The following is a 24,742-nucleotide window of genomic DNA, read 5'->3' as shown; positions in this document are numbered from 1 at the left end:
CGGTGATGTCGAATTGAGCAGATGGCGAAAAGGCTGGCCCCTCACGGGTACCAGCCTTTCAGGTGCAGCGGTTGTCGTTGCACTCAGGGCGTGGGGACGATCAACGTACGCACCACTGCATCGCAACGGATGGCACGACCTACGGTTCGACTGCCATCCGCGCCCTTCCGTCGCTGTTGCTTAGAAGCTGAGCGCAGCACCCACTGCGAAGGTGCGGGTTTCTTCATCCAGCGCCGGGCTATCCTTGCCTTCGATCTCGAACTGGTTCAGCTCGGCAACCAGCGTCAGGTTGTCGTTGATGCTGTGAAACAGAGCGATGCCGCGGGTCTCGTAGTCAGCCGCACTGCCCAGACCGTTGCCGTCATCCTTCGTTTTGCCGTAGGACAGGGCTACGCGGTTCTTGCCGAAGCGGTAGGAACCCTGCAGCAGGTAGCCGTCGCTGTCCACCTCACGCAGCAGTGCTTCGCCGGCGTTGTTGGTGAAGAACGGGTTGATGCCCTCGGCCTGGAAGCCCGAGGCGGTCAGCGACAGGCTGCCCATTTTGGCCTGCACGCCGTAACCCAGGCCCTTGGAATCGACTTTGTCGATGCTGCTGTCGGTGTTGTCCGAGCTCTGCTGCATGCCGTTGATCCAGGTGTAGAACTGCGTGCCGCCCATCTCGAACTCGTAGGTGATCTCGGTTTCGAAACGCGGTGCTTCCTGGTACGCCTTGTCCAGAGTGGACGAGGTGTCCTCGGTGGTATCCACCGGGTCCATGATGCCTGCGGCGATGCGCAGACCATTCATCTTCGGCGAGCGATAGGTGATCTGCGAAGTCGGGAACGGGTATGGATAGCCGGTACCAATATTGCCGAAGGAGACGCCGCCGCCATCGACCAGGCCCAGGGTATCGCTGACCTGACCGTAACCGCTGAGCATTTCGTCGAGCAGGATGTTGGAGCGACCGAACAGGCCGAAATCCTTACCGAAAAGCACTTCGCCCCACTGCTCACTCGCTGCGGTCGCGTAGAACTGACGCACGTCGATGCCGGTTTCGGTGCCGTTGGTATCGCTGTCGTTGATCGTTACCCAGAAGGATGAGCGGCCACCGAGTTTGAGGTCGCCGACCTGCTTGCCGAAGTTGAAGCCGATCCAGTTGGGCAGAAAGCCCATCTTCACCCGCGACTGCTTGCGGTCGAACTGCTCACCATCCCGATCGATGTCGCTGTGGACGTAGAAGGTGTTGAAGTAACCATCTACGGCGAAGGTGGTGTCCCCTTCATCGTAAAGCATGATTTCGGCAAGTGCCGATTGGCTTACGGTCATGGCGACGGCACTGGCAAGGGCCAGTGGTAGCAGGGTTGATACGGCTTTCTTGTTCTTGTGCATGGCGCTCTCCGCGGTAATGACGACAAGCAGTCGTGACGGGAGCGATTATCGAAAGGCCATCAGGGCGCACATACGCTTCGATGGCGGCGAAAGGCTAGTACTTTCGCCGCGGGGGTCGATCTGCGCGCAAAGCATGTCATCCGCTGACGTCATAGATGTGGGCTTAGGTACTACATCCAAAGCAGCGCGCGCCTAATCCGGCGCAGACAAAAGCCCGATCCTTCTATTGCTCGTAGTGGATGCGGAACGCCCGGCAGTACAGGGCTACCGTCTGACGACGGGGGCGGGTTCGGTCAGCGCTGCTGCCAGCGCGCGTCCGGTGCGTCTGCATTGGCCACGACACACCAACCGCCGATGGCGCTGCGCAGTGCATGTAGCTGATCACGCATATCCTGAACCTGGAGGACAGCCATGGCGGCGTTCACAGCGGCGGGATGGCTGTTGTCGCCGCCAGCCAAGCGAGCTTGCCAGATGCGCTCGGCATGCCGCCGCAAGTCCGCGCTCTGTTCTGACAGCGACGCGCTGTCGAGGGACGCCGCGGTGGTCTGCGCAGCCAGGTTGCCAGCGAAGGCTTCAAGGAAGGCTTCGATATGGCCAAGAATTTCGGGGGCCGAAGCGCTGGGGGATTGCACGGCGAACACGATACCGGGCCGCTCGCCGAACTGGCGAAAGCCGCAAAACACCGCGTAGCCCAGTTGCAGCTCGCTACGCAGGCGGCGGAAGAACGCGCCCTCCATGAGCCGTGAAAGCTGTCGCCAAGCCGCCTCCGTGGCCGCCATACGATCCGGCAGAGGGCAAAACAGGACCAGCGCAGTTTCTTCACCCGGCTCGCCAAAGCGAGACCACTGGTAGCGCGGCACGCCTGCGGCCTGCTCACTGCTGATGAGGTCCGGCATGCCGGGCACAGCATCGAGAACATCCTGCAACGGTCCACTCAGATGAACTGAGAATCCAACCGCCAATGCATCCCAGTGTGACCGGAGCCAGAGCTGATCGAGTCCGGCCTGATGCAGAGGAAGGCCATCAACGGACGTCATCGGCTCCAGCAGAGCAGGAATTCGGCGTAGCAGCTGCCGTATCAGTATCTCGTCGGCACACGGGGTTTCGGCTTTGCTGAGCAGGCGCGAACCTTCATCGAACGCACTGGCTGGTGGCGCCTTCAGTACCCTGAGCAAGTCCCGAAGAATGATCGGTGCCGCCTCGGCATGGCCGACCAGGGACAGACACCAACTGCGCCCGTGGTCTTCGAAACGCACCTCGACCCCCGCCTGTGCGGCGGCATGGGTATGTGGTCGCAATGCAGCGTTCAGCACGTGCCACAGGCCGGCCGCCGGCTGCCCACTGGACAGGCGCCACCTGACATACAGTGCACCCTGCCCACTTGCACCGTCGCCGTGCTCGAGCCAACACAGCGATGGCGACAGCACCGGCGCCGTCCGCGGCTGCACTCGCTCACTCAACCAGGGATTGCGCTCGGGGAGCTGCCATTGCCACGCTCTGGGATCTGGAATCGGCAGCTGTTGCGAAGCCACCTGCAGCGCAAATCCCGCGCCTTTCGTAGCGATGCGCGCGTGACCGTCACCGTCGCTGTCATCGACGGTAAGGATGATCGGCTCACAGCCGTGCAACGCTGTGCCCAGCGTCCTGAACGCATGCTGTACATCTGTGGCGTTGGTAGACGGCGACCAGGCTCCCGGATCGATCCAATAGCGCAACAGCGCCAATGGCTCCTTGCCCAGCAGCTCGCGCTGGCGAATATGCACGTATTCGCTCCACAGCTCGGACCAGGGCGCCTGCGATGTCATGAAGTGCAGCCAGCCACGCGCTGCCGCAACGAGCTGACCGCGATCCGCCATGCCCTGCTCTGTCAGCTGAAATTCGAGTACGACCACGCCCTGCCCCGCGTGCCAGTAGGGCGTCCGCAGCCCCAGCGCATCGCACCAGTGCGCCTCGCGCATTGCCGCGAAGAAACTGCCATTGGCCTGGGAGGCCAAGCATGACCGCAGGACATCCAGCGCCACGGCGACGCCTTCGGGCAGGTCGTCCAGCGCGAATGCCATGGCCAGGCAGGGCTTTGCAGCGTCAACCTTCAGCTGCAACGTGGCGCCGTCATCAGCGCGCAACGGCGGCACCGGCCTTGCTACCAAAGGTGCAGCCGGCAGCTGGCACTCGACGCAACTCAACACCTCAATCAGTTGCTCAAGGCTGCAGGGAGCGGCAACCAGCAGCTCCATCTGCTCGGCGTGGTAGAAGCGTCTGTGATAGCCCTGCAGCGCCTGCTGGAACGCCAGCAGCTCTACCGGCAGCGTGTCGCGATTGCCCGCGTGAAAAGCAGAAAACGGATGCGGGGTGGTCAGCGCCGTACCAATAGCGGCGTCGCACAGGGTTTCCCGATCCCGCCCACGCGCCAGGAATTCGGCCTGTAACACCTCGCGCTCGCGAAGCTGCGCAGCCGGATCGAGCAGTGGCCGAGCAAGCATATCGAGCAGGCGCTTCAACGCTTCGTCAAAGGCCGCAGGCGAAACCTGAAAGAAGAAATCGGTGTGGCGCTCGCGGGTCGATGCATTCAGTAGCCCGGCACAGCCCTGCACGAACGGCATCAGACTTTGCGACGGCCCGTAGGCATGGCTGCCTAGAAACAGCAGATGCTCGAGAAAATGCGCGAGCCCCGGATATTGACTCGGCGCGTCGTGCGCACCGGCATGCACGCGCACTAGCGCTGCCGCCTGGCTGCCAGTCGGCAACTGGATAAAGCCCACCTGCAGACCATTGGAAAGCACGTGGCGCAACGGTAGCAAGGTAGAAGGAACGCTGTCTGGCGTCATGGATTACTCTCCTCTAGCCCGACAGTCACGCGCATCGCTCAAGTATCCAGCTGGCCGGCGAGAAATTGCCGCAAACGGCGCTGCATCAGCTTGCCGGAACTACCCAGGCAGGCGATCGGCGTACCCGCCAGCGCTTCACGACCCAGTTCGGCGGCCTCACCGGCCACCGCCAGCGGGCAATCGAGCCCTAGCGATAGCTTGTTGAGCTGGCGTAGTTGCGCCTCGCCGTGGGGAACGTTGGAGAACAGGACCAGGCCCTGCGGTTTCATCTTGTCGCAGACCAGCGCGAGCTCCTCCAGCGGCTGCCCGATCGGCAGCACGCTGACGGCCAGGCTGTCGCCGCTCAACATCAGCCCTGCTACCAGCAGCTCCAGTTCGCGGCACTGCCCTGGCATCGCGGCGAGCAGTACGCGCTCGCCAGCCGGCATGCGAGCCAGCTGCAACCGCTGGAGCACCCGGGCACGGAGAAAGGCATCGAGAAAGAGCCACTCGCTGGTGCCGCCGAACTCATCCTGACGCAGCAGAAGCTCCTGCCAAACCGGCAACAGAACATCCTGAAAAACCACGGCCAGCGGATAGGTGGAGAAGACCTGGCCATAAAGCTGCTCCAGGCGCACCTCGTCGAAGCTATTCACGGCTTCGCGCAGCTGCGCTTGCCACTCACCCCACTCCCCACTGACAACTATTGCGGGCTCCTCAGCTTCGCGGGTTGCCGCGCTGCGCGCCAGAATGCTGCCGACCTTGCTTACCGCCACGCCACGCTCGGTCCAGGAAAGGATGCTGCGCACCGCTTCCACATCTGCCATCGAGTACAGCCGATGGCCACTGTCCGTGCGTGTCGGCCGGATCAGTCCGTAGCGGCGTTCCCACGCGCGCAAAGTCACCGGGTTGACACCAGTAAGGCGGGAAACCTCGCGGATAGGAAATAGCTCCTGCTGCTCGAACGCATTCGAGGCCAGGTTCGAAGCGCCGGAAGAATCGGTCATGGGGCGGCTCGCTGGAAGAGAATGCCGAGATTGTAACCCAGCGTTTCGCAGCATACCCTCTACAAACGTTGTACAAACCCGAGGTGCGATGAAATGACGCCCGATCTGCCGTTGACGCTCTATGTCGATCGCGCCTGCCCGCTCTGCGCCCGTGAAGTCCGCTGGCTAGAAAAAAAGGCCGATCCTGCACGGCTGCTACTAGTCGATATCAGCGCTGCAGACTTCAACTCCGACGGCCTCGACCGAGACGTAACGCAACTGCGCAGGCGCTTACATGCGCGTAGCGCCAGCGGAGTCTGGTTGACTGGCGTGGACGCTACCTACTGGAGCTGGCGTCTGGCGGGCCACGGCGTTTGGGCCACCCCGCTCGGCTGGCGGCCACTGCGCCCGCTGCTACTGCTCGGCTACCAGCTGTTCGCCGTGCTACGCCCCCATCTGGATTGGCTGCCGCATCCCGACGGTGCGAATCGTTGTGCCACCCAGTGCAACGTCCCGCAGAAGCCGTCGAACGCTGACGGCACAACCGAAGATCACCGTTAGTTCTGTGCGAGCAGCGGCATGCGCAGGCCGAGCCCGAACTCCACAGCTGCCGGGCGGCCGATCATCTCGTCATGGCTGACCGGCTGCCGCCAGTAGACCTCGCGCACACCGCACGCCCGAAGCTCCCGCTTCAAGCTGCCCTGGTCGCTCCAGACGTTACGCTGGCCTACGGCGAACTGCCGCCGGCGACCGCTGCGCTCGACCACCCAGGCGCTGTATCCACAGCAGCGCAAACCATGCAGCTCGACCCGCTCTATTCGGCCGAGACATAGCGCAATACGTAGCCTCAACCTCGATACGCTCAGTTTCATATTCGGATACCTGTACAGATTCGCTTGTCCGCATAGCCAGGCAATTGCTCTCTGCCTGCCAAACTGCGGGTTCCAGCGAAGCAGCTTTCGTTTCAGTAGAATATTCCTGTACATTTATCTGTACAACAACGAATATTCGTATAGCTTTATTGCATCCAGTACCCGCTGTGCATCCACAACAGCGCCCGCCTTACGAAAGGAACCGTCATGAACGATCTGCCTGGTCATTACCGCGAAATATTGTCCGGGGTGGGTGAAAACCCGGAGCGTGAAGGTCTGCGCGACACGCCGCAACGCGCGGCGAAGGCGATGCAATACCTGTGTGGCGGTTACAACCGCAGCCTGGAAGAGATCGTCAACGGCGCGCTTTTCGCCTCGGACAACGACGAGATGGTCATCGTCAAGGACATCGAGCTGTACTCCCTGTGCGAGCACCACATGCTGCCCTTCATCGGCAAGGCCCATGTGGCGTACATCCCCACCGGGCGCGTGCTGGGCTTGTCGAAGATTGCGCGAATCGTCGACATGTTCGCCCGCCGCCTGCAGATCCAGGAAAACCTGACCCGCCAGATCGCCGAAGCCATTCAGGAAGTCACCGGCGCCGCTGGTGTTGCGGTGGTCATCGAAGCCAAGCACATGTGCATGATGATGCGCGGCGTGGAGAAGCAGAACTCGGTGATGAACACCTCGGTGATGCTCGGCGCCTTCCGCAGCTCCTGCAACACACGGATGGAATTTCTACAGCTGATCGGGAGGGGCCAGTAATGCCGCGCCTGGAACCTGGCATGGCGCGCATCCGGGTGAAGGATCTGCGCCTGCGCACCTACATCGGCATCAACGAGGACGAGATCCTCAACCGCCAGGACGTGCTGATCAACCTGAGCATCCTCTACCCGGCGGTCGAGGCGGTGCGCGACAACGACATCGAGCAGGCGCTCAACTACCGCACCATCACCAAGGCGATCATTCGTCATGTCGAGCTGAACCGCTTCGCCCTGCTCGAGCGCATGACCCAGGAAATCCTCGACCTGGTGATGGCACATCCCGCGGTGAGCTACGCCGAGGTGGAAGTCGACAAGCCCCACGCGCTGCGCTTTGCCGACTCGGTCTCGATCACCCTCGCCGGCAGTCGCTGAGCACGATGTCGTGAATATCCGCCGCGTTGTGCTCGCCAGCCTGCTGTCGCTGATCCCACTGATCGCAGCGGCGAGCTGGCGCGAAGCCGTGCCGCAGGCGCGACTGATTGGCGAAGGCCAGTTGCGCTTTTTCGGCTTGCGCATCTATGACGCGCGCCTGTGGAGCGAAACCGCGCCGCTGCAAGCCCGGACGGCGTTCGCACTGGAACTGACCTATCACCGCTCCATCAGCCGCGACGACTTGGTTCGCACCAGCCTGGAAGAGATTCAGCGACTCTCCGGCGAGCCGCTCGAAGCCGAACAGCTGCGCCGCTGGCGCGCAGACATGCAGCAGGCCTTCGTCGATGTCGAGGCGGGTGACCGAATCACCGGCGTCTTCTTGCCCGGGCGCGGTTGCCGCTTCTATGTGAATGATCGCCTGCAGCATGAGGTCGCCGACGCTGCGTTCGCCGACGCCTTCTTCGCCATCTGGCTCGACCCGCGCAGCCGCGACCAGAAGCTGCGGCGCAACCTGCTGGGCCAGCGATGAAAAGCCCGGCGCTGGCAGCCTATGGAATGCTCGGCCTGCCGCTGGCGATGGCCATGCTGCCGATCTATGTGCTGGTACCGAATTTCTATGCGGCCGATCTCGGCCTCGGTCTGACGCTGACCGGCGCCGTGCTGTTTCTCGCCCGTCTGCTGGACACCGTGCAAGACCCCTGGCTTGGCCGCCTTATCGATCGTCGCTCACCACGCGGCTGGACCATTCTGCTCGGCGGCGCGGCTGTGTTGCTGAGCCTGGCGATGGCGGCACTGCTGATCCCACCCGGCAACTTCGGCAGCTTCGGCCTAGCCGCTTGGCTCGGCGCGTTGCTGGCGCTCACCTATACCTTGCACAGCCTGATCAACATTACCTATCTGGCCTGGGGCGCGCGCCTCTCCGACCAGCCGGATACCCGCACCCGAGTCGCTGCCTGGCGCGAAGGTGCCGGGCTGTTCGGCGTGGTGCTCGCCAGCGTGCTGCCTACCGTGCTGGCGACGCAATATGGCATGGCCGCGGCACTGGCAACCTTCGCCGCCACCTTCGCCGTGCTGCTGTTTCTCGGCACGGCGACCTTGTTGTTCGGCGCCCCACGCCCCCATCGCGCCGTGCGCACGCAAGCCAGCAGCTGGCGACTGCCGCTGCGCAATCGTGCGTTCCAGCGGCTGGCGGGCGTCTACTTCATCAATGCCGTGGCCGTGGCGATTCCGGCCACCCTGGCGCTGTTCTTCATCGCCGACCGCCTGCAACTGGCGCGACTGACCGGGCTGTTCCTGGCGCTGTACTTCATCAGCGGCGCATTGGGCCTGCCGCTCTGGACCCGTCTGGCCGATCGCATCGGCAAACGACGCAGCTGGCGGATCGGTATGCTCACGGCCTGCGCCGCTTTTATCTGGGCGGTGCTGCTGGAACCGGGCTCGGCCTGGGCCTATGCCGGCGTCTGCATGATGTCCGGCCTTGCCCTCGGAGCCGATCTGGCTCTGCCACCAGCGCTGCTGGCCGACATCATCCCAGTCGAGGACCGTGATTCCACCGCCGCCTACTTCGGCTTGTGGAGCTTTCTCGCCAAGCTGGCGCTGGCACTCGCCGGTCTGGCTTTGCCATTGCTGGCGTTGAGCGACTACCAACCGGGCACCGCGGCCGGCTGGAACCTTGCGCTGGTCTACGCCGGCCTGCCCTGCCTGCTGAAGCTACTGGCGGCGCGGCTGCTCACTTCCCTGCCCTGCGGAGAAACGAAATCATGAAAAAGGTACTGATCCTGGCTTGCTGCCTGCTGCTGCTCAGCTGCACCGCCGTCGATGTCGAGCATTACCGAGACGAGGAGCCGCAGCTTGATCTGCGCAAGTATTTCGTCGGCACGGTGGATGCCTGGGGCATGTTCCAGAAGCGCTCCGGCGAGGTCGTCAAGCGCTTTCATGTCGAGATCGAAGGCAGCCTCGATGGCGACAAGCTGATCCTCGACGAACACTTCCGCTACAGCGACGGCACTACCCAGCAACGCGTCTGGACGCTGACCGAGGAACGCCCGGGGCACTGGCGCGGCACGGCTGCAGACGTGGTCGGCGAGGCCGTTGGCGAAGTGGCCGGCAATGCCCTGCGCTGGCGCTACGTGCTCAGCCTGCCGGTGGATGACAAGGTTTACGACGTACACCTGGACGACTGGATGTACCTGATCGACGAGAACACCCTGGCCAACCGTTCGTTCATGAGCAAGTTTGGCGTCGAGGTGGGACAGGTCACCCTGTTCTTCCGCAAACGCAACGAATGAGCGGGTGGCCTGTGCGGTGAGTTGGTTGAGGCACGTTCGGATGACCATGCTTCCGAGACAAGGCGCTGCGACGAGTCATAGCGGGCTATGGTGAGGAGCAGCAACGCAGTATCGGGGCCATAGGCGCCGAAATTGACCAACTGAACTTGCTAAACAGGCCACTGATGGCACCTGCAGGGCACCGAGCGGGCCAAGTTGTTCTAGAATGCGCGGCATGCCCTTTCAGGATGTCGTGACATGATCAATGCCAAGCTGTTGCAACTGGTTATCGAAGCCTCCAACGACGGAATCGTGGTCGCCGAACAGGAAGGCGATGACAACATCCTGATCTACGCCAACCCGGCGTTCGAGCGGCTGACCGGCTATGCGGTGGACGACATCCTCTACCGCGACTGCCGCTTCCTGCAGGGCGAGGACCGCGACCAGCCGGCCCTGCAGGCCATTCGCGAGGCGGTGAAGAACAACCAGCCGTGCCGCCAGATCATCCGCAACTACCGCAAGGACGGCACGCCGTTCTGGAACGAGCTTTCCATTACGCCGGTGTTCAACGAGGCCGATCAGCTGACCTACTTCATCGGCATCCAGAAGAACGTCACCGCCGAGGTCGACGCCTTGCAACGCGTCGAAGCGCTGGAAGCCGAGATTCGCGAACTGAAGGCAAAGCTCGCGCAGAACTGAGCACGCCGCCCGGCCCGCGTCCGGCGGGCCGTTGGCTCAACGATGCGGCAGCGCTGCGCCCTCAAGTACCCGGACAACCCTACCTAAGTGCCGTTACTCGGTAGCGGTGGATATGGGATACTGGCAAATCGCCATTTCACCATCCTGCAGTGGGCGGTTGCGCCCTAGGATTCTGTCTTGACTCTCAATGCCGTCGTACAGAACGCGGTCATGCTGCTCGCGTTGTGCTGGCTGCTGGCCTTTACCACCCGCAGCTGGAACCGGAGCGGTCAGCTCTCCGCTCAATTGCTCGCCGGACTCTGGTTCGGCAGCGCCTGCATCATCGGCATGCTGATCACCAGCGTCGGCCACACCGGGATCATCCTCGATGCGCGCACCGTGGTGCTGAGCATGGCCGGGTTGTTCGGCGGGCCGCTGGTGGCCACGATCGCCGGCACCCTGGCTGGCGCCTACCGCCTCTGGCTGGGCGGGCCCGGTGTGGTACCGGGGCTGGCGAACGTGGTGTTGCCGATCGCTCTGGGGCTCGCCTATGGCTGTGCATATCGCAAGCGTCTGGTCAGCATCGGCTTCTGGCAATTGCTCACGTTCGGCGTGTTGCTGCACCTTGGCGCGCTGGCGCTGGTTGCACTGATGCTGCCCAACGGGCTCGGCGCCGCCGCCGTACGGGAAGCTGCCTTGCCAGCGCTGTTGGCGCTGCCCATCGCCACCGCGACCCTCGGCGTCCTGCTCAAGGATCTGCTGGAGCGCGACAAGATCGAGCAGGCGCTGCGCTTCAGCGAAGCCCGGCTGCGCGCCATAGGCCAAGCTATACCTGACCCGCTACTGGTGGTCGACGAGGACGGTCGCTGCCTGGACGTGATCTGCTCAGAACGCAATCTGTTGTATGACGAAGCCACCCGCCTGCGCGGCAAAACCGTGCAGGACGCTATGCCGGAAGCGGACCAACAGCGCTACCTCGACTACATCCGACAGACGCTGAACAGCGATACGCCGCAGCTAATCGAATACAGCTTACCGACACGGGTTGGCATACGGATGTTCGAAGGTCGTGCATTACCGCTGGAGCAACCACCAGGGCAAAAGCGCGCGGTGGTCTGGCTGAGCCGCGATATCACGGAGAGGGTGAACAGCGAGCTGGAGCGCAGGATCGCCTCCATCGCCTTCGAATCGCAACAGGGCATGCTGATTACCGACGCGCAGAGCCGCATCCTGCGGGTCAACCGGGCTTTCACCCGCATCAGCGGCTACAGCCCCGCCGAAGCCATCGGTCAGACCACCGCTCTGCTCGCGTCCGGCAAGCACGGCCCGGAGTTCTATCGCGCCATGTGGTCGAGCATCGAAACCACCGGCGTATGGGAAGGCGAAATCTGGAACCGGCGCAAGAGTGGCGAGATCTTTCCCGAATGGCTGACCGTCAGCGCGGTGCGCAACGCGCTCGGAGAAGTGACTCACTATGTCGCCGCCTTTACCGACATCACCGATCGTAAGGCGGCCGAAGAGCGGATTCATAATCTGGCGTTCTACGATCCGCTGACCGGTCTGCCCAACCGCCGGCTGCTGCTCGACCGCCTGCACCAGGCCATGGCCGCCAGCCGCCGCGGCAATCAGCTGGGCGCGCTGATGTTCATCGACCTGGACAACTTCAAGAACATCAACGACCTGCACGGGCACCAGACCGGCGACCAGGTGCTGCGCATCGCCGCCGAACGTCTGCACGCCGAGGTGCGCGCCAGCGACACGGTGGCGCGCCTGGGTGGCGACGAGTTCGTGGTGATGCTGGAGAACCTCGGCGATGACCCGCTACGCGCAGCGGGCCAGGCCGAGCACATCGGCATGAAGCTGCTGAACTCACTGGACCGGCCGTATCGCCTGGCCGATCTCGCGCTGTACAGCAGCGCCAGTATCGGCGTGGTGCTGTTCGGTGCCGAAGCCAGCAGCAGCGACGAGCTGATGAAGCGCGCAGACATGTCGATGTACGAAGCGAAGATTTCCGGCAAGAACGCCCTGCGCTTCTTCGATCCACGCATGCAGCTGGCCGTGCAGGAACGGTTGCGTCTGGAGGAAGATATTCGCCTGGGCTTGAAGAACGGCGAATTCATACTCAATTTCCAGCCGCAGCTGGAGCAGACCGAAGGCATCATTGGCGCCGAGGCGCTGGTGCGCTGGCAGCACCCGCTGCGCGGTCTACTCACTCCAGCGGCATTCATCGCCCAGGCCGAACACGCCGGTCTGATCCACACCCTCGATCAACAGGTGCTGGCGCAGGCCTGCGCACAACTGGCGCGCTGGGCCGAAACGCCGGAATTCGCCCACCTCAGCCTCTCGGTAAACCTCAGTGCACACCTGCTGTACCAGGACAATTTCGTCGAGGGGGTGCTCGAGCTGCTGGAAGGGAGTGGTGCCGATCCGGCCCGACTGAAGTTGGAGCTGACCGAAACGCTGCTGCTGGACAACATGCCCGAAGCGATCGCCCGCATGACGCGGCTCAAGCAGCACGGCATCCGTTTCGCCATCGACGACTTCGGTACCGGCTATTCCTCGATGAGCTATCTCCAGCAGCTGCCGCTGGATCAGCTGAAGATCGACCAGACCTTTATTCGCCGCCTACCGGACGACAGCAGCAGCCTGACCATCGTGCGGGCCATCTGCGCCCTTGCGACCGGTCTGGGCCTGGAGGTCATCGCCGAAGGCGTCGAAAGCGAGCCACAACGGGCGATGCTGCTCGCCAATGGCTGCCATCGCTATCAGGGTTATCTGTTCGGTAGACCGCTATCGGCAGATGCGTTCGAGGAGCTGGTTCGCAGCACCGAGGCGGACGACGGCGTGACAGCCTGACGTGGGACGCATCACCGCGCGATGCGTCCCCGAGCCTGCGGTCAGAGCGCCAGAGGCGCGCGACCGCAGAGTGTCACCAGCGCCTTTACCCAATCCTCGTGGGTATTCAGACAGGGCACCAGCACCAGTTCCTCGCCACCCGCCTCGATGAACTGCTCACGACCGCGATCGCCGATCTCCTCGAGGGTTTCGATGCAGTCGGCGACGAAGGCCGGGCACATCACCAGCAGCTTCTTCACGCCCTGCTGCGCCAGCTCGTCGAGACGCGTCTCGGTGTAGGGCTCGATCCACTTGGCGCGGCCGAGGCGCGACTGGAAAGACACCGACCACTGATCGTCACGCAACCCGGCCTGCGCCGCGAAGCCGGCGGCGGTGCGCATGCACTGCGCGCGGTAGCAGCTGGCGAGTACCTCGCCCTCGACACGCTGGCAGCAATCATCGCCCTTCAGGCAGTGCGCGCCGGTTGGATCGGTCTTGTGCAGGTGACGCTCGGGCAGCCCGTGGAAACTCAGCAGCAGATGATCGAAATCCTGTTGCAGATGCGACCTGGCACTGGCTACCAGCGCGTCGAGGTACTCCGGCTGGTCGTAGAACGGCTGCAGGATCGACAACTGCAGAGACAGTCCGCGCTCGCGGATGACCCGGCGCGCTTCCTGAATGACCGTCGTCGTGGTGCTGTCGGCGAACTGCGGATAAAGCGGCGCCAGGGTGACCTGGGTGATGCCCTGCCCGGCCAGACGCGTCAGCGTGGTCTCAATGGAGGGCTCGCCGTAGCGCATCGCCAGCTCCACCGGGCCTTGCGTCCAGTGCGGACGTACCGCCTCGTGCAGACGGCGGCTCAGCACCACCAGCGGCGAACCTTCCGGCCACCAGATCGAGGCGTACGCATGCGCCGATTGCTCGGGGCGCTTGATCAGGATCAGCGAGACCAGCAGGCGCCGCAACGGCCACGGCAGATCAATAACGTACGGATCCATCAGAAACTGGTTGAGGTAGCGGCGTACATCAGCGACTTCCGTGGAGGCCGGCGAACCCAGATTAACCAACAACAACGCCTGCTCTGTCATGCAACTTTCCTGACTACTGTTTTTTAGGTTGCGCCGTACCCCAAGCGGGGGGCGCGCTATTTTCACACAGGGCGCCACCTTCAGGGAGGCGTCAATAGGTCGGCCAGGGCTGAATCCAGATCGTTGAAACGGAAGCGGAAACCTTCCGCCTCGGCCCTCTGCGGCAACGCATGTTGCCCCCCGAGCAGCAGTCCGGCCAACTCGCCGAGCAGGGGCTTGAGCACCGCTGCCGGGACTGGCAATACCGTCGGGCGATGCAGGCAGCGGCCAAGGCTGCGCGTGAACTCGACGTTGCGCACCGGGGCCGGCGCACAGGCATTGTAAGGCCCGCTTGCCGCCGGCTGGCGCAGAAGAAAATCAATCAGGGCGATTTGGTCTTCGATATGAATCCACGGCATCCATTGCCGACCATCGCCGATGCGCCCGCCCAAACCAAGCCTGAATGGCGGCAGCAACCGCTGGAGAAAGCCGCCGTCACGCGCCAGCACCAGCCCGGTACGCACCAGCACCACACGCATTCCCAGCACTGTCGCCTCCATCGCGCGCTCTTCCCAGGCATTGCACAGCTGGCTGGCAAAATCGGTGGAGACCGGCTGATCGGCTTCGGTCAGGCGGTGCTCACCGCCGTCGCCGTACCAACCCACGGCGGAACCAGAAATCAGCAGCGCCGGTTTCTGCTCGCGTCGGCCCAGCCACTCGACCAGCTGTTCGGTGAGCTTGACCCGACTGTCCCATAGCAACACCTTGCGCGACTTGGTCCATGGCCGATCGGCGATGGGGGCGCCGGCCAGATTGACCACCGCGTCCAGCGCCACGGCATCCAGCTGCTGCAAGCTGCCCACACCCTGCACCTCGGCACCACACAGCGCGGCAACGCGTTGCGGCGTGCGGCTCCATACCCACAGCCGATGCCCGTCCGCCAGCCAGCGCCGACACAAGGTGCGGCCTATCAGCCCGGTACCGCCCGTCAACAAGATGTTCATGGTGAGCTCCTGGCGCGCAGCCATTGCGCGGGTTTGACGACTTGCTTGAAAGCATACACCTATACACAGGCACATGAACCGTACAGCATTTTCACGCCACCGCTTCGGCTGAGCCACTGGCGCACATCAGGCTGGCCGACAAGCGCTGTAGATCGCTCAGCCACCAAAAAACCCCTCCGTACGCGGCGACAACTATCCAAAGCCACTCGTTGACGACATTTGTACAGGATTATGCACTTAGTTGTACATTCTGTATTGACTTGTACAACACCACGATTATGATGGCCACAAGTTGTACAGAAACCCAACTTGTACAAGACGAGGTCGCCATCATGCACACCAAGCTCCCCACGCCCAAGATTGGAATCAGCGCCTGCCTGCTTGGTAATCCGGTGCGTTTCAACGGTGGCCACAAGGAATCGCGCCTGTGCAGCGAAACCCTGGCGCAACACTTCGAGTTCGTGCCGGTGTGCCCGGAGGTTGCCATCGGCCTTGGCACACCTCGCGAGCCGATCCGCCTGGTCGGCGACACCGACGCACCAAAGGCTGTCGGCACCGTACGTCCCGAGCTGGATGTCACCGAAGCCCTCGCCGCCTACGGTCGGCAGATCGCCGAGCAGTTGCACGACATCAACGGCTACATCCTTATGCAGAAATCGCCGTCCTGCGGCATGGAGCGGGTCAAGGTCTATGCCGCCAACGGCCATACCCAGCCCGGAGGTGGTAGCGGCGTGTTCGCCCAGGCGCTGATGCAGGCCTGTCCGGATCTGCCGGTCGAAGAGGACGGTCGACTGAACGATGCCGTGCTGCGCGAAAACTTCCTCACCCGCGTCTATGCCCATGCCGACTGGCAGCGCCTGCGCCAGGCCGGCCTCAGCCGCCGGGCCATCGTCGATTTCCACTCGCGCTACAAGTACCAGCTGATGGCGAGCAACCCGCTGCAGTACAAGGTGCTCGGCCGGCTGGTCGCGCAACTGGCCGAACACTCGCTGGAGGAGTTCGCACCGCAGTACTTCAGTCAGTTGATGCAGGCGCTGAAGAAGCCGGCCACCCGCGGTACGCACTGCAACGTGCTGCTGCATCTGAGCGGTTACCTCAAGGACGCGCTTGGCGCAGAGGACCGCCGCGAGATGCGCCACCTCATCGATCAGTATCGCGCCGGCGTCATTCCGCTGGTGGTGCCGCTGACCCTGCTCAAGCACCACTTCCGTCGGCATCCCGATCATTACGTCGCACGCCAGGCCTACATGCAGCCGCATCCCGAAACCCTCAGCCTGCGCAACGGAATCTGAACATGAATGAATCAACGGACCTGACGCAGCTGACGGCCGACGGCCTCCTGCCGATCCGCGAAGTGGCGCGCATCACCGGCGTTAACGCCGTGACCCTGCGTGCCTGGGAGCGCCGTTACGGGCTGATCGTCCCGCTGCGCACGCCCAAGGGTCATCGGCTGTACGAAGAAGCACATATCCAGCGCATCCGCGACATCCTCACCTGGCTCAATCGCGGCGTTTCGGTCAGCCAGATCAAGCCGCTGCTGGACACCACCACGCCGCCGGAGCTGCCCAGGCAGAACCAGTGGTCGGAGCTGCTCGAAGAGCTGCTGCAGGCCATCGACCGCCTCAGCGAACGACGCCTGGACGATGCCTTCAACCGGGCCATGGCGCTGTATCCGCCGCGCACGCTCTGCCAGCACCTGCTGCATCCGCTGCTCGAGGCACTCGAACAGCGCTGGCAGGGCCAGTACGGTGCAGCGGTGGAGCGGGCGCTGGTTCATTCCTGGCTGCGCAGCAAACTGGCGACCCGCATCTATTTCAACAACCGGCAGCAGGTCGGGCGTCCGCTGTTGCTCGCCAATCTGGATAACGAGTCCTTCGCACCCGGTCTGTGGTTGACCGCCTGGCTCGTCTCCAGCACCGACTGCCCAGTTGAAGTCGTCGAGTGGCCGGTACCGCTAAACGAGCTGAACCTGGCGATGGAGCGCATCCTGCCGCGCGCCCTGTTGCTCTATGCGAGCAACAGCCTGCCGGGCAACTGCCTGCAACGCGACCTGCCGCGTCTGATCGAGCAAAGCGTCGCGCCGCTCTGTGTGGCCGGGCCGGCCGTTCATATCCATGCACCCGAGCTGCACCGACATCGCGGGCTGATGCTCGCTGAGGGTCCCCTCGGCGCCCTGCGGCAGCTGCATGGCGCCGGCCTGCTGCCCGGTAGCGAAGGGAGTGCATCATGACCCAGCTGCTCTGGCTGCGCAGCGATCTGCGCACAAGCGACAACACCGCCCTCGCGGCTGCGATGGCTTGCGGCCCTACCGTGGCGCTGTATCTGGTGACCCCGGGGCAATGGCTCGCCCACGACGATGCCCCGTGCAAAGTCGACTTCTGGCTGCGTAACCTCGCCGAGCTGTCGACGCGGCTGGGCGCGCTCAACGTCCCGCTGCTGATTCGCGAGGTCGATGATTGGCAGGCGGTACCCGACGCGCTGCTGAAGGTCTGCCGCGAACAGGGCGTGCAGCGGCTGCATTACAACGACGAGTACGGGGTAAACGAGCAGCGCCGCGATCAGGCAGTTACGACGCATCTGGAAGCGGCCGGCATCAGCGTGCGCGGCTATCTCGACCAGCTGCTGTTCACTCCGGGCAGCGTACAGACGCAGTCGGGCAGCTACTTCAAGGTGTTCAGCCAGTTCCGCAAGGCCTGCCTCGCCCACCTGAGCGTATCGCTGCCAGCCTGCGAGCCGGTGCCTGCGGCCCAGGCGCCGCTGGGTATCACCAGTGACCCGATACCCACGACGGTCACCGGTTTTCCGCGACCCACGGACTATCTGCGCGCGCTCTGGCCAGCCGGCGAAGCCTTCGCCCAGCGGCGCCTGGCAGCGTTCGTCGAGGACGACCTGAACGAATACCACCAGCGCCGCGACCTGCCCGCCGAGCCCGGCACCAGCCAGCTGTCGGCCTACCTCGCCGGCGGTGTCATTTCCATCCGCCAGTGCCTGCACGCGGCGCTTGGCTACAACCAGGGCGAGCTGGACAGCGGCAGCACCGGCGTCACCACCTGGATCAACGAACTGCTCTGGCGCGAGTTCTACAAGCACATCCTGGTCGGCTATCCGCGGGTATCCATGTACCGCGCCTTCCGCCCGGAAACCGAGGCACTACCCTGGCGGCGTGCGCCGTACGAGCTGGAAGCATGGCAGCAGGGCCGCACCGGCTTTCCGATCATCGATGCGGCCATGCGCCAGATGCAGGAAACCGGCTGGATGCACAACCGCCTGCGCATGGTCGTCGCCATGTTCCTCAGCAAGAACCTGCTGATCGACTGGCGTGAGGGCGAGCGCTGGTTCATGCGTCACCTGATCGACGGCGACCTGGCCGCCAACAATGGCGGCTGGCAATGGAGCGCGTCCACCGGCACGGACTCGGTGCCCTACTTCCGCCTGTTCAATCCGATCAGCCAGTCGCAACGCTTCGACCCGGACGGGCAGTTCCTGCGCCGCTGGCTTCCCGAGCTGCAGCACCTGAGCAGGCGCGACGTGCATAACCCGTCGGCGCACCGCAACCTGTTCGGCGTAACCGAGTACCCCGCCCCCATCGTCGACCTCGGCGCCAGCCGGGCGCGGGCTCTGGATGCCTTCCGCAACCTGCCGGATGCGCAAGCATGAGCGGCTTCCTGCAGTCTTTCGCCTGCGAGTTCGCCCGCCTCGACGCGAGCAATCTCGACCGCCTGCGCGACCTCTACAGCGCCGACGTGCACTTCACCGACCCGCTGCATGAGGTCTGCGGACTCGTCGAGCTGGAGCGCTATTTCAGCGAGCTGTATGCCAACGTCGAACATCTGCATTTCGAGTTCATCAGCCACGATGAGACGTGCGACGGCCAGGGCTATCTGCGCTGGATCATGAGTTACCGACATCCACGGCTGAACGGCGGCAAGCTGATCAGCCTCGAAGGCTGCTCGCTGCTGCGCTGGAACGGCGCCGGCAAGGTCGTCCGCCACCGCGACTACTTCGATGCCGGTGCCCTGCTCTATCAGCATGTGCCGTTGCTCGGCGCGGCCATTCGCTGGCTGCAGCGGAGGCTCGCGTGAACCTCTCGCGACGTATCTGGCTGACCGGCGCCAGCAGTGGCATCGGCCTGGAGCTGGCGCGTCAGCTGCTCGCCGACGGGCACTGCCTGGCGCTGTCGGCACGCCGCGCCGAGCCGCTGCAGGCCTTTGCCCGGCGCTACCCGGGGCGTGTGCTGGTGTTGCCCGGCGATCTCACCGACAGCGAACAGGTGCGCGACATCGGCGCCGCCATCCAGACGCAATGGGGCGCGTTGGACAGCGTGATCCTCAACGCCGGCACCTGCGAATACATCGACGCCGGCCGATTCGACGCGGCGCTGCTGGAGCGCGTGATGGGCGCCAACGTACTCGCTGTCGGCTACTGCATCGAGGCGGCACTACCTCTGCTGCGCCAAGGGGTGCGCCCGCATCTGGTCGGCGTCGGCAGCTCGGTGACCTGGCTGCCGCTGCCGCGTGCCGGGGCTTACGGCGCATCCAAGGCGGCGCTGCGCTACCTGCTCGAATCGCTGCGTCTGGATCTGGCCAACGAAGGCATCGACGTCACCCTCGTCAGCCCGGGGTTCGTCGACACACCGCTGACCCGTCGCAACGACTTTCCCATGCCCATGAGCTGGCCGGCGGACAAGGCCGCACGGCAGATCGCCCGACGGCTGGAACGCCGCCCGCTGCACATCGCGTTTCCGGCGCCGTTCATCTCTGTGCTGCGCCTGCTCTCACTGCTGCCCGCACGCCTGCAATTCGCCCTCGGCCGGCGACTGGCGCGTACGCCTCTCAAGGAAGGATAACCATGAAAATCGCCATCATCGGCAGCGGTATTGCCGGACTTACCTGTGCGCATCTGCTGTCCCGTCAGCACCAGGTCGCGGTGTTCGAATCGGCCAGCTGGATCGGCGGCCACACCCATACCGTGGACTTCCGCCTGCACGGCCGGGACTACGCGGTGGACACCGGCTTCATCGTCTTCAATGACTGGACCTACCCCAACTTCATCAAGTTGCTGGACAAGCTCGGAGTGCGCTACAAGCCGACCGAAATGAGCTTTTCGGTGAGCGATCCGCTCAGCGACCTGGAATACAACGGCCACGACCTCAACACGTTGTTCGCCCAGCGCAGCAACCTGTTCTCGCCACCGTTCTGGGGCATGATCCGCGACATCCTGCGCTTCAACCGCGAAGCGCTTGACGACTACAAGCACGGCCGCCTCGGTGCCCACGTCACCCTGGGTACCTATCTCGAGCTGGGCCGCTACAGCCAGCGCTTTATCGATCACTACATCGTGCCGATGGGCGCAGCGATCTGGTCGATGTCGCTGGCCGACATGCTGGAATTCCCGGTGGAATTCTTCATCCGCTTCTTCAAGAACCACGGGCTGCTGTCGGTGAGCGATCGCCCACAGTGGTACGTCGTCGAAGGCGGCTCCAGCGCCTATGTATCGCCACTGACGCGGGGTTTCAGCCAGCACATCCGTCTCAACTGCCCGGTGTTCGAGGTGCTGCGCGATGAGCACGGCGTAACGATCCAGAGCCCGGCCGGTGCCGAGCGTTTCGACAAGGTGATCTTCGCCTGTCACAGCGACCAGGCGCTGAGCCTGCTGGCCGAACCGAGCCGGGTCGAACGAGAGATCCTCGGAGCCATCGGCTACGCCGCAAACGACGTGGTGCTGCACACCGATACGCGCCTGCTGCCCAAGCGTCGCCGCGCCTGGGCCAGCTGGAACTACCGCCTCGGTGGGCCGACCACGCAGCAGGCCGCGGTGACCTACAACATGAACATCCTGCAGGGCATCGAGTCGCCGGAAACCTTCTGCGTCAGCCTCAACCAGAGCGAAGCGATCGATCCGGACCTGATCCTCGCGCGCTTCTCCTACGCCCACCCGCAGTACAGCCTGGCCGGCATCGACGCGCAGACCCGTGCCGACGAACTCCTCGGCGCCCGGCACAGCTACTTTTGTGGTGCCTACTGGGGCAATGGCTTCCACGAGGACGGTGTGGTCAGCGCGTTGCGCGTCGCCGCCGCCTTCGGAGAGTCGCTGTGAGCAGCGCCATCGTGCACAGCGCGCTGTACAGCGGCTGGGTGCAGCATCGGCGCTTCGCGCCGCGGGCCCATGCGTTCAGCTATCGCATGGGGTTGCTGTACCTCGACCTGGCCGAACAGGACGCCGTGCTCGGGCTTTCGCCCCTGAGTGGGCGTGCCCGCTTCGCCGCATTTTCCTTCCGCGAGCGCGACTACCTGCCGGAATACACCCGCCAGGGCATCGCGCTGGCCGACGCGGTCCGCCAGCGGGTCAGCGAAGCCCTCGGGCGGCCGGTCACCGGTGCCGTGCGCCTGCTGACCCAGCCGCGCAGCTGGGGGCTGTGCTTCAACCCGGTCAGCTTCTTCTATTGCTTCGACGAACAGGAACAGCTGACCGCGGTGCTCTGCGAAGTCAGCAACACGCCCTGGCGCGAGCGTTATCACTACGTGCTGCCGGCATCCGGCAATCGCAACCTGCGCTGCACCGTGGCGAAGACCTTCCACGTCTCGCCGTTCCTGCCCGGCGAGCTGGAATACCGCATGCGCTTCAACCCGCCGGGACGACGCATCGGCGTGCACATGGAGGATTGGCAGGGCGAGCAGAAGCTGTTCGACGCCACCCTCGGTCTGCAACGCCAGACGCTGACTTGCGGCGCGGTGCACCGCTACCTGCTCGGCTTCCCCTGGATGACCGCCAAGACCCTGCTCGCCATCTACTGGCAGGCGCTGCGCCTGCTGCTCAAGCGCACACCGATCTTCACCCATCAGCCCGCTACCAAGGCGTACGGGCTGGCCGTCCCGCAACCCACCGGAGCCCGCCATGAAGAGCCCTAGCCTGACCGTCAAAGTCCGTCCGCTGGCGGGCATGGGACTGGCCAGCAGCCTGCTGCGCCGTACCGTGCTGAATCAGCTCGAACACCTGCGCCACGGGTTGCTGAGACTGCAACACGGCGATGTCTGTCAGCAGTTCGGCGATCTGGCGAGCCCGCTCAAGGCAGAAATTCATATAACCGACAGTGCCGCCTGGGGCCTGATCGCCGCGCGCGGCTCGATCGGCGCCGGCGAAGCCTACATTCACGGCTACTGGCACAGCCCGGACCTGACCGCGGTGATCCGCCTGTTCGTCGCCAACATGGACGTGCTCGACAACATCGAGCGGGGCAGCCTGGCGCTGTTCGGCCAGCCGGTGATCAAGGCGTTGCACTGGTTCAACCGCAACACCCGCAGCGGCTCACAGCGCAACATCGCCGCCCATTACGACCTCGGCAACGAGCTCTTCGAGCAGTTTCTCGACCCGACCATGATGTACTCGGCGGCAATGTTCACCAGCCCCGAACAGGATCTGGAACAGGCCCAGCTGCACAAGCTCGAACGCATCTGCGAAAAGCTCGACCTGCAGCCCGAGGACCATCTGCTGGAGATCGGCACCGGTTGGGGCAGCATGGCGCTCTATGCCGCCATCCACCGTGGCTGCCGGGTGACCACCACCACGCTGTCGCGCGAACAGTTCGCCTACACCCAGCGGCGCATCGAACAACAGGGCCTGCAGGACCGCATCACCCTGCTGCTCAAGGACTATCGCGATCTCGACGGTCAGTTCGACAAGCTGGTGTCCATCGAAATGATCGAAGCGGTCGGCCACGACTTCCTGCCGACTTACTTCCGACAGTGCTCGCGGCTGCTCAAGAATGACGGGCTGATGCTGCTGCAAGCCATCACCATTCGCGACCAGCGCTACGAACAGGCGCGCCGCAGCGTCGACTTCATCCAGCGCTACATCTTCCCCGGCGGTGCCCTGCCCTCCATGCAGCGCATGCTCAATGTCGTAACCAGCGACTCGGACATGAACCTGCTGCACATGGAGGACTTCGGCGAACACTACGCGCGCACCCTGCGCCTGTGGCACGAGAACTTCCGCCGCGCCCGCGGCGAGCTGGAGCGCCACGGTTACGACGACTATTTCTACCGGCTCTGGGAGTTCTACCTGTGCTACTGCGAGGGCGGCTTCATCGAGCGCGCCATCGGCACCGCACAGCTGCTGCTGGCCAAACCGGGCGCTCGTCGGAAACCGCTCTACGACGGGTCAAGCGCGGCATAAGGCGCCCGATAACAATGGTGCGGATATCTACCCGGAGTCATCCATGAACAGCGAAAGCGTCACGCTGCAAGCGCATTACCTCAAGGCCGATCGCATCATGCTGGGTGTGATCTGGTTTCTGGTCGCCTATTCGTTCGGCGTGGCGGCTTTCCATGGCACTTGGGCGCAAGCACTGGTCATCGGCGGGCTGACCGGCGTGGCGGTAACTGCGCTGTACATGCTGATCCCTGGTCAACGTCTGCTGCGCTGCCTGATCGGCGCCGCATTCATGGTGTTCTCCGCGCTGCATATCAACCAGGCACACGGCATGCTGGAGATGCATTTCGGCATCTTCGCCCTGTTGGCGTTCCTGGTGTATTACCGCGACTGGCTGCCCATCGTAGTCGCCGCGCTGACCATCGCCGTGCACCACCTGAGCTTTTTCGCCCTGCAACAACAGGGCACCGACGTATTCCTGATGCCCGATGGCAACTGGGGCGAGGTATTCCTGCATGCGTTCTACGTGGTGCTGGAAAGCGCAATCCTGGTCTATCTGGCAATCCGTGCCGCCGCCGAGGCCCGCGAAGGCGAAGCGCTGCTCGGCGCTGCCGCCGCCATCACCGCGCGTCCCGAACGCATCGATCTGAGCTACCGCAGCCAGGTCAGCGGGCCGGTCACCCAGCGCTTCAATCAACTGCTCGACCAACTGGGCGATCTGGTCGGCGCCGTGGTACGCGACACCGCGGGGCTGGGCGGCACCGCCGCCAACCTCAGCGAGGCAACCCGCCAGCTGCGTGACGGTGCCAGCCGCCAACTGGACGAGACTGCCTACATGGTCGAAGCCATGCAGCAGATAACCGTAGCCATCTATGACGTCGCCGGCCACGCCGATCGCGCGGCGCAGGCTGCCCAGGGTGCCAGCCAGAAGGCCGGCCAGGGCCGCATCGCGGTCAGCGGCGTGCGCAGCGAGATCGGCACCCTTGCCGAACACATCGAAGGCACCGACCGCGTGGTTCAGGACCTGGCCGCGCAATCGGAGCAAATCGACCGCGTGCTGGAGGTGATCCGTACCATCGCCGAACAGACCAACCTGCTCGCCCTCAATGCCGCCATCGAGGCCGCACGAGCCGGGGAACAGGGTCGCGGGTTCGCCGTGGTCGCCGACGAGGTGCGCAATCTGGCGCAGAAGACCGCAGCTTCCACCACCGAGATCCAGGGCATCATTAGCCGCCTGCAGCAAGGCAGTCGCAAGGCCACCGAAGCGATGCAGAACAGCCGCGACAGCGTGGCCCGTTGCGTGAGCAGCAGCCAGGACACCACCGCCCTGCTGGACGCCATCGCCAGCGAGATCGAGGGCATCAGCCAGATGAACGAAATGATTGCCGCCGCGACCCACGAACAGACCGCGGTTTCAGCCGATATGGGGCGTCATCTGCAGAGCGTGCAGCAGGTCGCCGAGCGTAACGCCGGGGACGCCAGCGAGCTGGATAACGATGGTCGTCAGCTTCACGAGCTGGCCGGTCGCCTCGGCAGCCTCAGCAGCCGCTTCACCGTGCGGTGAAGCGGCGGCGCCA

At 64.0% G+C, this 24,742-nt stretch carries 23 protein-coding genes; 17 read left to right on the top strand and 6 right to left on the bottom strand.

What is annotated here, in order from left to right:
- Window positions 1-180: 180 nt before the first annotated feature.
- The 3 genes from IEG05_RS09645 to IEG05_RS09635 form a co-directional block, all read right to left on the bottom strand.
- Entirely contained in the window at window positions 181-1,368 is a 1,188-nt protein-coding gene (locus IEG05_RS09645) for a porin (RefSeq protein WP_003284517.1), read from the bottom strand.
- 293 nt (window positions 1,369-1,661) lie between these two features.
- Complete coding sequence (gene pqqF, locus IEG05_RS09640; protein WP_046619440.1) at window positions 1,662-4,193, bottom strand: pyrroloquinoline quinone biosynthesis protein PqqF; 2,532 nt, start codon at window positions 4,191-4,193, stop codon at window positions 1,662-1,664.
- Between the two features lie 38 nt (window positions 4,194-4,231).
- Window positions 4,232-5,179, bottom strand: coding sequence for a MerR family transcriptional regulator (locus IEG05_RS09635; RefSeq protein WP_003284519.1), 948 nt, complete (start codon window positions 5,177-5,179; stop codon window positions 4,232-4,234).
- Between the two features lie 93 nt (window positions 5,180-5,272).
- On the opposite strand from IEG05_RS09635, the gene IEG05_RS09630 reads away from it, so the two are divergent.
- Window positions 5,273-5,719, top strand: coding sequence for a thiol-disulfide oxidoreductase DCC family protein (locus IEG05_RS09630; protein WP_046619441.1), 447 nt, complete (start codon window positions 5,273-5,275; stop codon window positions 5,717-5,719).
- Here IEG05_RS09630 and IEG05_RS09625 read toward each other — a convergent pair.
- The gene (locus tag IEG05_RS09625; protein ID WP_169313165.1) at window positions 5,716-6,030 is read right to left on the bottom strand and encodes a DUF6482 family protein; all 315 of its coding nucleotides are present in this window, start codon (window positions 6,028-6,030) and stop codon (window positions 5,716-5,718) included. The two genes, IEG05_RS09630 and IEG05_RS09625, sit on opposite strands and share 4 nt — an antisense overlap.
- Before the next feature lie 207 nt (window positions 6,031-6,237).
- On the opposite strand from IEG05_RS09625, the gene folE reads away from it, so the two are divergent.
- The 7 genes from folE to IEG05_RS09590 all read left to right on the top strand — a co-directional run bounded on the left by folE (window position 6,238) and on the right by IEG05_RS09590 (window position 12,967).
- The gene (gene folE / locus IEG05_RS09620; protein WP_014820374.1) at window positions 6,238-6,795 is read left to right on the top strand and encodes a GTP cyclohydrolase I FolE; all 558 of its coding nucleotides are present in this window, start codon (window positions 6,238-6,240) and stop codon (window positions 6,793-6,795) included.
- Window positions 6,795-7,166 carry a dihydroneopterin triphosphate 2'-epimerase gene (folX, locus tag IEG05_RS09615; RefSeq protein ID WP_014820375.1) on the top strand — a complete coding sequence of 124 codons (372 nt, stop codon included), beginning with the start codon at window positions 6,795-6,797 and terminating at the stop codon, window positions 7,164-7,166. The genes folE and folX overlap by 1 nt, the downstream gene beginning before the upstream one ends.
- Window positions 7,167-7,176: 10 nt before the next feature.
- Window positions 7,177-7,695, top strand: a complete 519-nt coding sequence (locus tag IEG05_RS09610) for a chalcone isomerase family protein (RefSeq protein WP_046619442.1) — start codon at window positions 7,177-7,179, stop codon at window positions 7,693-7,695.
- Entirely contained in the window at window positions 7,692-8,930 is a 1,239-nt protein-coding gene (locus IEG05_RS09605) for an MFS transporter (protein WP_046619443.1), read from the top strand. Before IEG05_RS09610 ends, IEG05_RS09605 begins: the two co-directional genes overlap by 4 nt.
- Window positions 8,927-9,454 carry a DUF3833 domain-containing protein gene (locus IEG05_RS09600; protein WP_014820378.1) on the top strand — a complete coding sequence of 176 codons (528 nt, stop codon included), beginning with the start codon at window positions 8,927-8,929 and terminating at the stop codon, window positions 9,452-9,454. The genes IEG05_RS09605 and IEG05_RS09600 overlap by 4 nt, the downstream gene beginning before the upstream one ends.
- Window positions 9,455-9,691: 237 nt before the next feature.
- The gene (locus tag IEG05_RS09595) at window positions 9,692-10,132 is read left to right on the top strand and encodes a PAS sensor domain-containing protein (RefSeq protein WP_014820379.1); all 441 of its coding nucleotides are present in this window, start codon (window positions 9,692-9,694) and stop codon (window positions 10,130-10,132) included.
- A 177-nt stretch (window positions 10,133-10,309) separates the two neighbouring features.
- A complete protein-coding gene (locus tag IEG05_RS09590) occupies window positions 10,310-12,967 on the top strand; it encodes an EAL domain-containing protein (protein WP_046619445.1) in 2,658 nt (885 codons plus the stop codon).
- 41 nt (window positions 12,968-13,008) lie between these two features.
- Here IEG05_RS09590 and hemH read toward each other — a convergent pair whose 3' ends face one another.
- Together hemH and IEG05_RS09580 are read right to left on the bottom strand one after the other, a co-directional pair.
- The gene (gene hemH, locus IEG05_RS09585; RefSeq protein WP_046619447.1) at window positions 13,009-14,034 is read right to left on the bottom strand and encodes a ferrochelatase; all 1,026 of its coding nucleotides are present in this window, start codon (window positions 14,032-14,034) and stop codon (window positions 13,009-13,011) included.
- Between the two features lie 80 nt (window positions 14,035-14,114).
- The gene (locus IEG05_RS09580) at window positions 14,115-15,017 is read right to left on the bottom strand and encodes a TIGR01777 family oxidoreductase (protein WP_046619449.1); all 903 of its coding nucleotides are present in this window, start codon (window positions 15,015-15,017) and stop codon (window positions 14,115-14,117) included.
- A 332-nt stretch (window positions 15,018-15,349) separates the two neighbouring features.
- Between IEG05_RS09580 and IEG05_RS09575 the strand changes: the two genes are divergently transcribed.
- From IEG05_RS09575 to IEG05_RS09535, 9 genes are read left to right on the top strand one after another with little or no spacing between them, the layout of a single operon-like run.
- A complete protein-coding gene (locus IEG05_RS09575) occupies window positions 15,350-16,309 on the top strand; it encodes a YbgA family protein (RefSeq protein ID WP_023443726.1) in 960 nt (319 codons plus the stop codon).
- 2 nt (window positions 16,310-16,311) lie between these two features.
- Window positions 16,312-17,247 carry a MerR family transcriptional regulator gene (locus tag IEG05_RS09570; protein ID WP_023443725.1) on the top strand — a complete coding sequence of 312 codons (936 nt, stop codon included), beginning with the start codon at window positions 16,312-16,314 and terminating at the stop codon, window positions 17,245-17,247.
- Window positions 17,244-18,674, top strand: a complete 1,431-nt coding sequence (phrB, locus tag IEG05_RS09565) for a deoxyribodipyrimidine photo-lyase (protein ID WP_046619450.1) — start codon at window positions 17,244-17,246, stop codon at window positions 18,672-18,674. Before IEG05_RS09570 ends, phrB begins: the two co-directional genes overlap by 4 nt.
- Window positions 18,671-19,099: a nuclear transport factor 2 family protein gene (locus IEG05_RS09560; RefSeq protein ID WP_046619451.1), complete on the top strand. Its 429-nt coding sequence runs from the start codon at window positions 18,671-18,673 to the stop codon at window positions 19,097-19,099. The genes phrB and IEG05_RS09560 overlap by 4 nt, the downstream gene beginning before the upstream one ends.
- On the top strand, window positions 19,096-19,863 hold the full coding sequence (locus tag IEG05_RS09555; RefSeq protein WP_023443722.1) for an SDR family NAD(P)-dependent oxidoreductase: 768 nt from the start codon (window positions 19,096-19,098) through the stop codon (window positions 19,861-19,863). The genes IEG05_RS09560 and IEG05_RS09555 overlap by 4 nt, the downstream gene beginning before the upstream one ends.
- A gap of 2 nt (window positions 19,864-19,865) precedes the next feature.
- Window positions 19,866-21,113, top strand: coding sequence for an NAD(P)/FAD-dependent oxidoreductase (locus IEG05_RS09550; protein ID WP_046619453.1), 1,248 nt, complete (start codon window positions 19,866-19,868; stop codon window positions 21,111-21,113).
- Window positions 21,110-21,925, top strand: coding sequence for a DUF1365 family protein (locus tag IEG05_RS09545; protein ID WP_191121991.1), 816 nt, complete (start codon window positions 21,110-21,112; stop codon window positions 21,923-21,925). The genes IEG05_RS09550 and IEG05_RS09545 overlap by 4 nt, the downstream gene beginning before the upstream one ends.
- A complete protein-coding gene (locus IEG05_RS09540; RefSeq protein WP_046619454.1) occupies window positions 21,912-23,189 on the top strand; it encodes an SAM-dependent methyltransferase in 1,278 nt (425 codons plus the stop codon). The genes IEG05_RS09545 and IEG05_RS09540 overlap by 14 nt, the downstream gene beginning before the upstream one ends.
- 43 nt (window positions 23,190-23,232) lie before the next feature.
- Window positions 23,233-24,729 (top strand): methyl-accepting chemotaxis protein, encoded by a 1,497-nt coding sequence (locus tag IEG05_RS09535; protein WP_046619456.1) that lies wholly within the window; start codon window positions 23,233-23,235, stop codon window positions 24,727-24,729.
- The last annotated feature ends 13 nt before the right edge of the window (window positions 24,730-24,742 follow it).

This window comes from Stutzerimonas kunmingensis (genome assembly GCF_014764705.1).
Taxonomy (GTDB): Bacteria; Pseudomonadota; Gammaproteobacteria; order Pseudomonadales; family Pseudomonadaceae; genus Stutzerimonas.
Note: the sequence above shows the minus strand (reverse complement) of the source record. Positions and strands in the feature narration are given on the sequence as shown.

Coding starts and splice junctions, on each gene's coding strand:
- IEG05_RS09595 (WP_014820379.1), top strand. CDS start 9,692: ATGATCAATGCCAAGCTGTTGCAACTGGTTATCGAAGCCTCCAACGAC.
- IEG05_RS09625 (WP_169313165.1), bottom strand. CDS start 6,030: ATGAAACTGAGCGTATCGAGGTTGAGGCTACGTATTGCGCTATGTCTC.
- IEG05_RS09560 (WP_046619451.1), top strand. CDS start 18,671: ATGAGCGGCTTCCTGCAGTCTTTCGCCTGCGAGTTCGCCCGCCTCGAC.
- IEG05_RS09540 (WP_046619454.1), top strand. CDS start 21,912: ATGAAGAGCCCTAGCCTGACCGTCAAAGTCCGTCCGCTGGCGGGCATG.
- folX (WP_014820375.1), top strand. CDS start 6,795: ATGCCGCGCCTGGAACCTGGCATGGCGCGCATCCGGGTGAAGGATCTG.
- phrB (WP_046619450.1), top strand. CDS start 17,244: ATGACCCAGCTGCTCTGGCTGCGCAGCGATCTGCGCACAAGCGACAAC.
- hemH (WP_046619447.1), bottom strand. CDS start 14,034: ATGACAGAGCAGGCGTTGTTGTTGGTTAATCTGGGTTCGCCGGCCTCC.
- IEG05_RS09580 (WP_046619449.1), bottom strand. CDS start 15,017: ATGAACATCTTGTTGACGGGCGGTACCGGGCTGATAGGCCGCACCTTG.
- folE (WP_014820374.1), top strand. CDS start 6,238: ATGAACGATCTGCCTGGTCATTACCGCGAAATATTGTCCGGGGTGGGT.
- IEG05_RS09630 (WP_046619441.1), top strand. CDS start 5,273: ATGACGCCCGATCTGCCGTTGACGCTCTATGTCGATCGCGCCTGCCCG.
- pqqF (WP_046619440.1), bottom strand. CDS start 4,193: ATGACGCCAGACAGCGTTCCTTCTACCTTGCTACCGTTGCGCCACGTG.
- IEG05_RS09535 (WP_046619456.1), top strand. CDS start 23,233: ATGAACAGCGAAAGCGTCACGCTGCAAGCGCATTACCTCAAGGCCGAT.
- IEG05_RS09550 (WP_046619453.1), top strand. CDS start 19,866: ATGAAAATCGCCATCATCGGCAGCGGTATTGCCGGACTTACCTGTGCG.
- IEG05_RS09605 (WP_046619443.1), top strand. CDS start 7,692: ATGAAAAGCCCGGCGCTGGCAGCCTATGGAATGCTCGGCCTGCCGCTG.
- IEG05_RS09645 (WP_003284517.1), bottom strand. CDS start 1,368: ATGCACAAGAACAAGAAAGCCGTATCAACCCTGCTACCACTGGCCCTT.
- IEG05_RS09570 (WP_023443725.1), top strand. CDS start 16,312: ATGAATGAATCAACGGACCTGACGCAGCTGACGGCCGACGGCCTCCTG.
- IEG05_RS09635 (WP_003284519.1), bottom strand. CDS start 5,179: ATGACCGATTCTTCCGGCGCTTCGAACCTGGCCTCGAATGCGTTCGAG.
- IEG05_RS09600 (WP_014820378.1), top strand. CDS start 8,927: ATGAAAAAGGTACTGATCCTGGCTTGCTGCCTGCTGCTGCTCAGCTGC.
- IEG05_RS09575 (WP_023443726.1), top strand. CDS start 15,350: ATGCACACCAAGCTCCCCACGCCCAAGATTGGAATCAGCGCCTGCCTG.